This is a genomic window from Pseudomonas putida (genome assembly GCF_004357765.1).
GTDB classification, from domain to species: domain Bacteria; phylum Pseudomonadota; class Gammaproteobacteria; order Pseudomonadales; family Pseudomonadaceae; genus Aquipseudomonas; species Aquipseudomonas putida_U.
Genome location: NZ_SMTE01000025.1, coordinates 19,527 through 27,420, shown reverse-complemented (window position 1 = coordinate 27,420; position 7,894 = coordinate 19,527). Strand labels below are relative to the sequence as shown.

Here is a 7,894-nt window from a genome sequence, read left to right as displayed (position 1 = left end):
GGCGCAGCGGACGGGACTCGAACCCGCGACCCCCGGCGTGACAGGCCGGTATTCTAACCGACTGAACTACCGCTGCGTATCGTTCAGGCTTGCGCCCGATTGAAACTGGGATCGACCTCAGGCATTGTTGCCATTTGGTCTCGGACCGGCGCAAGGCACCCATCCGGTACTAAAAAAGTGGCGCAGCGGACGGGACTCGAACCCGCGACCCCCGGCGTGACAGGCCGGTATTCTAACCGACTGAACTACCGCTGCGCATATGGACTTGCGTCCCGTTCCTCTCTGTTAGGAGGCTTCTTTCGAAGCGTCCCGGGTCAGGAACATCTCAGGAAGTGGTGGGTGATGACGGGATCGAACCGCCGACCCTCTGCTTGTAAGGCAGATGCTCTCCCGGCTGAGCTAATCACCCTCGCAGTGTTGCTTGTTGCGTTTGCTTCGCTGAGGCCGCGAAATTTACGCAGGTGCCGAAGCTAAGTCAATACCCCCATTGGATTTTTTTTCAAAAACGGCGAAAAAGATGGAAAAGCGTTGTGGAGAAAAAAGGGGGCTTCGCGGATTGGTGGGGGCTGGGGGCTGGGATGTTCGTTCGGGAGATGCAGCGCCTGTGAGATCGAGCGCCACCTCAACCCTCAAGACAAGCACCTGGTGCCCCCCCAAATGCCGCTAAACCCATCACCGCCTCTCTTTCCCAACATTCCGTAAAGCATTAAAAAGGGACCTTTCGGTCCCTTTCTCAGCTGTAGATCATCTTGCGGGTCATACCGCCGTCGACCACGAACTCCTGCCCGGTCACGAACCCCGACTGACGCGACAGCAACCAGGCGACCATGGCCGCGACATCCTCCACGGTCCCTACCCTGCCCGCCGGATGCTGGGCATGGTCGGCCTCGGTCAATGGCTCGGCCCGCCGCTGCGAAGGATCGCGGGCATCAATCCAGCCCGGGCTCACCGCGTTGACCCGGATCTCCGGGCCAAGGCTCATGGCCAAGGCATGGGTCAAGGCCACCAGGCCGCCCTTGCTCGCTGCATAGGCTTCAGTATCCGGCTCGGATTGGCGGGCACGGGTCGAGGTCAGGTTGACGATGGCGCCACTGTGCGCACGCAGATACGGCGCACAGTGCTTGGCCAGCAGCATCGGACCACTGAGGTTGACCGCCAACACCCGGTTCCATTGCCCCAGGCTCAGGCTCTCGAGGGTATGGTTGTGCGGGTTGGCAATGGCTGCATTGCATACCAGCGCGTCCAGGCGACCGAACTGACCGAGCACCTCGGACACCCCGGCACTGACCTGCGCTTCATCTGCGACGTCCATACTGACGAACCAGGCGTTGTCGCCCAGCGCCTTGGCCACCTTGGCTCCGCGCGGGCGATCCAGGTCGCTGAGCACCACCTGCCAACCTTCGCAGATCAGCCAGGCGGCGATACCCAGGCCGATGCCGCGCGCGGCACCGGTCACCAGCGCTACCCGGCCGTTATGGCCCGGCCCGCCACCTTTGAGTTCCATCACAAAGCAGCCAAGCCACGCGCCAGGTCTGCCTGCAGGTCAGCCACGTCTTCCAGACCGACGGCGACGCGGATCAGGCTGTCGCGAATGCCAGCCGCTTCACGCTCCTGGGGCGACAGACGACCGTGGGAGGTGGTGGCCGGATGGGCGATGGTAGTCTTGCTGTCACCCAAGTTGGTGGTGATCGAGATCATCCGCGTGGCGTCGATGACGCGCCAGGCGCCCTCTTTGCCACCCTTGACCTCGAAGCTCACCACCGCGCCGAAACCGCTCATCTGGCGCTTGGCCAGTTCGTGCTGCGGGTGGCTCGGCAGGCCGGCATAGTGCACTTTCTCCACGCCTTCCTGCTGCTCCAGCCACTCGGCCAGCGCCTGGGCGCTCTCGCAGTGGGCACGCATGCGCAGCTTGAGGGTTTCCAGGCCCTTGGTGAAGATCCAGGCGTTGAACGGGCTGAGGGTCGGACCGGCAGTACGCAGGAAACCCACCACTTCTTTCATCTGCTCGGCACGCCCAGCTACCACGCCGCCCATGCAACGACCTTGGCCGTCGATGAACTTGGTGGCCGAGTGGAACACAATATCGGCGCCGAGCTTGAGCGGCTGTTGCAACGCCGGGGTGCTGAAGCAGTTGTCGACCACCAGCATGGCACCCCGGGCATGGGCGATTTCGCTCAATGCGGCAATATCGACCAGCTCGGCCAGCGGGTTGGATGGCGACTCGACGATCAGCAGCTTGGTATTGGCCTTGATGGCCTTTTCCCAGCCGGCCAGGTCGGCCAACGGCACGTAGTCCACTTGCACGCCAAAGCGCTTGAAGTACTTCTCGAACAGGCTGATGGTCGAGCCGAAGACGCTCTGCGACACCAGCACGTGATCGCCAGCGCTGCACAGCGACATCACCACGGCGAGCAGCGCTGCCATGCCGGTGGAAGTCGCCACGGCCTGCTCTGCGCCTTCCATGGCCGCCAGACGCTCTTCGAAGGCCCGCACCGACGGGTTGGTGTAGCGCGAATAGACATTGCCCGGTGTTTCGCCAGCGAAGCGCGCCGCGGCGTCGGCTGCGGTGCGGAACACATAGCTGGAGGTCAGGAACAGCGCTTCGCTGTGTTCGGCCTCCGGTGAACGGTACTGACCGGCACGCACCGCCAGGGTGTCGAAGCCGACACCCTCGAGGTCACTGTCCAGTCGCCCGGCATCCCATTGATCCGTCATGCCGTCGCTCCCTAAATCAGTTGTTGTAGAGGTCGATGATCGCGCTGACCGCCTGGTTCTTGACCTTGGCCAGGTCGTTACGGGCCTGCTCGATGCGATCGAGGTAGGCTTCGTCGATGTCGCCGGTGACGTATTCACCGTTGAACACCGCGCAATCGAAGTGCTCGATCTTGATCTTGCCGCCACCGACCGATTCGATCAGGTCCGGCAGGTCCTGGTAGACCAGCCAGTCGGCGCCGATCAACTCGGCCACCTGTTCGGTGGTGCGGTTGTGGGCGATCAGTTCGTGAGCGCTCGGCATGTCGATGCCGTAGACGTTGGGGTAGCGCACCGCAGGGGCTGCGGAGCAGAAGTAGACGTTCTTGGCGCCAGCTTCGCGGGCCATCTGGATGATCTGCTTGCAGGTAGTGCCGCGCACGATCGAGTCGTCGACCAGCATGACGTTCTTGCCGCGGAACTCCAGCTCGATGGCGTTGAGTTTCTGGCGCACCGACTTCTTGCGCGCGGCCTGGCCGGGCATGATGAAGGTACGGCCGATGTAACGGTTCTTGACGAAGCCTTCGCGGAACTTCACACCCAGGTGGTTGGCCAGTTCCAGGGCTGCGGTGCGGCTGGTGTCCGGAATCGGGATGACCACGTCGATGTCATGGTCCGGGCGCTCGCGCTGGATCTTCTCGGCGAGCTTCTCACCCATGCGCAGGCGCGCCTTGTACACCGACACACCGTCCATGATCGAGTCCGGACGGGCCAGGTAGACGTGCTCGAAGATGCACGGCTGCAGGGTCGGGTTTTCGGCGCACTGCTTGGTGTACAGCTGGCCTTCCTCGGTGATGTACACCGCTTCGCCCGGCGCCAGGTCACGGATCAGGGTGAAGCCGAGGACGTCGAGGGCGACGCTCTCGGAGGCGATCATGTATTCCACGCCTTCGTCGGTGTGGCGCTGACCGAATACCACCGGGCGGATGCCGTTGGGGTCACGGAAACCGACGATGCCGTAGCCGGTAACCATCGCCACGACCGCATAGCCGCCCACGCAGCGGCTGTGGACGTGGGACACGGCAGCGAACACGTCTTCCTCAGTCGGCTGCAGCTTGCCGCGCACGGCCAGCTCGTGGGCGAACACGTTGAGCAGCACTTCGGAGTCGGAATTGGTGTTGACGTGGCGCAGGTCGGACTCGTAGATCTCCTTGGCCAACTGTTCGACGTTGGTCAGGTTGCCGTTGTGCGCCAGGGTGATGCCGTACGGCGAGTTGACGTAGAACGGCTGGGCCTCGGCCGAGGTCGAGCTGCCCGCGGTCGGGTAGCGCACGTGGCCGATACCCATGTGGCCGACCAGGCGCTGCATGTGGCGCTGCTGGAAGACATCGCGCACCAGGCCATTATCCTTGCGCAGGAACAACCGGCCGTCGTGGCTGGTCACGATACCGGCAGCGTCCTGGCCGCGGTGCTGGAGGACCGTAAGCGCGTCATACAGCGCCTGATTGACGTTCGACTTACCGACGATACCGACGATGCCACACATGCGACGCAACCCCTACTTTGATGAAACTTGAGTGAAAAGCGCTCAAGGCCGGGCTGGCCCGAGCAACTGTTCCTTGAACGGAAGATCAGCCGGAGTGCTGATCGCCCCACTGGACCACTGGCTGGTGAACCCCAGGATGAGGTTTTTCGACCAGTCGGCTACCAATAGAAATTGTGGTATCAGGCGAGACTCCTGCCACCAGCTGTCCTGTTGCACCGGGCCCAGGCTGAGCAGGCCCACTGCCACCACCACCAGCAACGCCCCGCGCGCGGCGCCGAAGGCCATGCCGAGGAAGCGATCCGTGCCGGACAACCCGGTCACCCGAATCAGCTCGCCGATGAGAAAATTGAGCATGGCCCCCACCAGCAGGGTGGCGACGAAAAGAATGGCGCAACCGGCAATGGTGCGCATCGACGGCGTCTGGATATAGCTTTCAAGGTACACCGAGAGCGAGCCGCCGAACATCCAGGCAACGGCGCCGGCAATGATCCAGATGAGCAGGGACAAGGCTTCCTTGACGAAACCGCGCTTGAGACTGATCAGTGTGGAAACGGCGATGATCGCGATGATCGCCCAATCAACCAGGGTAAATGCCACGGTGCTGCCTGTAGACGTTTGAGGCGGCGCATTTTACCAGAGCGGCGGGCTGTGGGTAAGCGGAATGTCAGATCGATTATGGGGGGACCATTCGCGGGCAAGCCCGCAAATGGCTACGAAGCGGCGCTGAAGACTCAGCCTCGTTCGGGCTGGAAGCGGACGACGAAGCCCTTGAGATTCTGCTGGCGATTGATCACATCACGCAGGCGTTCGGCCTCGGCGCGTTCGATCAGAGGTCCGACGTACACTCGATTCATGCCGCCGACCGAGCGGATGTAAGCGTTGTAGCCTTGGCTTCGCAGGGTTTTCTGCAGGTTGTCGGCACCGGCGCGGTTGGACAGGCTGGCCAACTGAATGGACCAACTCACCGGCAGGCCATTGGCGTCGATCTTCGAGGGTGCGGTGGCCGCAGCCGCCGGAGCTGTCGCGGTGGCCGGCTTGGCAGCGGCAGCCGGGGTCGGCAGCGGAGTCTGCGCCTTCGGCTGTGGCTGGGATTGCGCCTGGGTCTGCTGCGAGGGGGTGATCGGCTGGCTCGGCGTGGTTGGCTGCGCCGAGGATTCATCGACCACCACAGGCGCCTCCTGGGGCTGCTCCTGCACAGGATCCGGCACTGGCTGCGGCTCAGGCACCGCCACCTCCTCCACCTTGACTTCAGGCAGGCTCGGCATGGCCGGCGCTTCCGGTGCCTGGACCTGCACCTGGCGCATCTCATCCTCGCGGGTGAACAGCATCGGCAGGAAAATCACCGCCAGTGCCACCAGCACCAACGCACCGACCATGCGCTGTTTCATCCCTTTATCCAGCACTGCCATCTACTCCACCCTCCGCGGCCTGCCGCTCGAGCCATTGCAATGCCTCGGCGACACAGAAAAACGAACCGAACAGCAGGATCTGGTCATCCTCGGTTGCTTGCGCGCACTGCCCTTCCAGCGCTGCGTCGACACTGGCATAAGACTTCACCGCCGCGCCGAGGTTCGTCAAGGCCTTGGCCAGTTCGCCACCGGGCCGACTACGGGGGGTGTCCAGCGGTGCTACTGCCCAGTCATCGACCAAGCCATGCAGCGGCGCGAGTACACCGTCCAGGTCCTTGTCGGCCAGCAGCCCGAACACGGCCAGGCGACGCCCCTTCAGAGGACGGGCAGCGAGGCGACGAGCCAGGTAGTCGGCAGCATGCGGGTTGTGCCCGACATCCAGCAGCAACTGCACGGCCTTGCCCTGCCAGCGAACAGTACGCCGGTCAAGGCGACCTGTGATGCGGGTATCGAGCAACGCCTGGCGCAACTGCCCCACGTCCCATGGAAGCCCCATCAACAGATAGGCCTGCAGGGCCAGGGCGGCGTTTTCCATCGGCAGATCGAGCAACGGCAGGTCATGCAGTTCGACCACCGCGCCATCACCCCCTACCCCACGCCATTGCCAGTGTTCGTCGGTGCTGGCCAGATCGAAATCACGACCACGCAGGAACAACGGCGCCGCCAGTTCGGCGGCCTTGTCCAACAGTGGCTGGGGTGGATCGAGGTCGCCGCACAGGGCTGGTTTGCCTGGGCGGAAGATCCCGGCCTTCTCGAAGGCGACCGATTCGCGGGTATCCCCCAGGTAATCGACATGATCGACGCCGACACTGGTCACCAACGCCAGGTCGGCATCGATCACGTTCACAGTATCCAGGCGCCCGCCCAAACCGACTTCGAGTACGACGGCATCGAGCCCGGCCCGCTCGAACAGCCAGAACGCCGCCAGGGTGCCCATTTCGAAGTAGGTCAGGGAAATCTCGCCACGCGCCGCCTCGACGGCGGCAAACGCTTCGCACAGGCGCTCATCGCTGGCCTCGTGGCCGTCGACAAGCACCCGCTCGTTGTAGCGCAGCAGGTGCGGCGAGCTGTAGACGCCGACTTTGAGGCCCTGCGCGCGCAGCATCGAGGCGACGAAGGCGCAGGTCGAGCCCTTGCCATTGGTACCGGTCACGGTGATCACGCGCGGCGCAAGCTTGCCCAGCGCCAGCCGGGCAAGCACCTGTTGCGATCGCTCCAGCCCCATGTCGATGGCCGACGGGTGCAACTGCTCGAGATAGGCGAGCCACTCGCCGAGCGTACGTGGGCTGTGCTCTGTCATCACGCGACCGCAGCCGCCTCGCGCGCCTGCTCAGGCGTTGGTTGGCCGGTCATCTGCGCCAACAGGCGGGCCAGACGTGGACGCAGCTCACCGCGGGAGATGATCAGGTCGATGGCGCCATGCTCAAGGAGGAACTCGCTGCGCTGGAAGCCTTCCGGCAGTTTTTCACGCACGGTCTGCTCGATCACGCGCGGGCCGGCGAAGCCGATCAGCGCCTTCGGCTCACCGACGATGACGTCGCCGAGCATCGCCAGACTGGCGGAAACGCCGCCATAGACCGGGTCGGTCAGCACGGAGATGAACGGAATGCCCTCTTCGCGCAGGCGCGCCAGCACGGCCGAAGTCTTGGCCATCTGCATCAGCGAGATCAGCGCTTCCTGCATACGAGCGCCGCCGGAGGCCGAGAAGCAGATCATCGGGCAGCGGTTTTCCAGCGCGTAGTTGGCAGCACGGACGAAACGCTCGCCGACCACGGCACCCATCGAACCACCCATGAAGGAAAACTCGAAGGCACTGACGACGATCGGCATGCCCATCAGGGTGCCGCTCATGGAGATCAGGGCGTCTTTCTCACCCGTCTGTTTCTGCGCGGCGACCAGGCGGTCCTTGTACTTCTTGCCGTCTCGGAATTTCAGACGGTCCACCGGCTCGAGATCGGCACCCAGCTCGGCACGGCCTTCGGCATCCAGGAAGATGTCGATGCGGGCACGTGCGCCGATGCGCATGTGGTGGTTGCACTTGGGGCAGACATCCAGGGTCTTTTCCAGCTCCGGACGATACAGCACGGCTTCGCAGGCTGGGCACTTGTGCCACAGGCCTTCTGGCACCGAGCTCTTCTTCACCTCGGAACGCATGATCGATGGAATCAGTTTGTCGACCAACCAGTTGCTCATGCTTTCTTTCTCCAGTATCGGCGGGCGGGGACCGGTCTGGCCGGCCATGCCCTAC

Annotated in this window: 7 protein-coding genes and 3 tRNA genes; all 10 read right to left on the bottom strand. The window is 63.6% G+C overall.

The window, feature by feature from the left end:
- Positions 1-2 precede the first annotated feature (2 nt).
- Positions 3-76 (bottom strand) — tRNA-Asp (locus E2H86_RS25125).
- 102 nt (positions 77-178) lie between these two features.
- A tRNA-Asp gene (locus E2H86_RS25120) sits at positions 179-255 on the bottom strand.
- A gap of 78 nt (positions 256-333) precedes the next feature.
- A tRNA-Val gene (locus tag E2H86_RS25115) sits at positions 334-409 on the bottom strand.
- Between the two features lie 324 nt (positions 410-733).
- Positions 734-1,504, bottom strand: a complete 771-nt coding sequence (locus E2H86_RS25110; RefSeq protein WP_165976120.1) for an SDR family oxidoreductase — start codon at positions 1,502-1,504, stop codon at positions 734-736.
- The gene (locus E2H86_RS25105; protein WP_133332198.1) at positions 1,504-2,715 is read right to left on the bottom strand and encodes an O-succinylhomoserine sulfhydrylase; all 1,212 of its coding nucleotides are present in this window, start codon (positions 2,713-2,715) and stop codon (positions 1,504-1,506) included. Before E2H86_RS25105 ends, E2H86_RS25110 begins: the two co-directional genes overlap by 1 nt.
- Before the next feature lie 16 nt (positions 2,716-2,731).
- Positions 2,732-4,237, bottom strand: a complete 1,506-nt coding sequence (gene purF, locus E2H86_RS25100) for an amidophosphoribosyltransferase (RefSeq protein ID WP_133332197.1) — start codon at positions 4,235-4,237, stop codon at positions 2,732-2,734.
- 42 nt (positions 4,238-4,279) lie between these two features.
- Positions 4,280-4,834: a CvpA family protein gene (locus tag E2H86_RS25095; protein ID WP_133332196.1), complete on the bottom strand. Its 555-nt coding sequence runs from the start codon at positions 4,832-4,834 to the stop codon at positions 4,280-4,282.
- Positions 4,835-4,968: 134 nt separating this feature from the next.
- Positions 4,969-5,646, bottom strand: a complete 678-nt coding sequence (locus tag E2H86_RS25090) for an SPOR domain-containing protein (RefSeq protein WP_133332195.1) — start codon at positions 5,644-5,646, stop codon at positions 4,969-4,971.
- Complete coding sequence (gene folC, locus E2H86_RS25085; protein ID WP_133332194.1) at positions 5,630-6,946, bottom strand: bifunctional tetrahydrofolate synthase/dihydrofolate synthase; 1,317 nt, start codon at positions 6,944-6,946, stop codon at positions 5,630-5,632. Before folC ends, E2H86_RS25090 begins: the two co-directional genes overlap by 17 nt.
- Positions 6,946-7,839 (bottom strand): acetyl-CoA carboxylase, carboxyltransferase subunit beta, encoded by an 894-nt coding sequence (gene accD, locus E2H86_RS25080; RefSeq protein ID WP_133332193.1) that lies wholly within the window; start codon positions 7,837-7,839, stop codon positions 6,946-6,948. The genes folC and accD overlap by 1 nt, the downstream gene beginning before the upstream one ends.
- Between the last annotated feature and the right edge of the window lie 55 nt (positions 7,840-7,894).

What these genes read in the sequence shown, in the direction of transcription:
- E2H86_RS25105 (WP_133332198.1), bottom strand. Translation starts at nt 2,715, where the DNA reads ATGACGGATCAATGGGATGCCGGGCGACTGGACAGTGACCTCGAGGGT.
- purF (WP_133332197.1), bottom strand. Translation starts at nt 4,237, where the DNA reads ATGTGTGGCATCGTCGGTATCGTCGGTAAGTCGAACGTCAATCAGGCG.
- accD (WP_133332193.1), bottom strand. Translation starts at nt 7,839, where the DNA reads ATGAGCAACTGGTTGGTCGACAAACTGATTCCATCGATCATGCGTTCC.
- folC (WP_133332194.1), bottom strand. Translation starts at nt 6,946, where the DNA reads ATGACAGAGCACAGCCCACGTACGCTCGGCGAGTGGCTCGCCTATCTC.
- E2H86_RS25110 (WP_165976120.1), bottom strand. Translation starts at nt 1,504, where the DNA reads ATGGAACTCAAAGGTGGCGGGCCGGGCCATAACGGCCGGGTAGCGCTG.
- E2H86_RS25090 (WP_133332195.1), bottom strand. Translation starts at nt 5,646, where the DNA reads ATGGCAGTGCTGGATAAAGGGATGAAACAGCGCATGGTCGGTGCGTTG.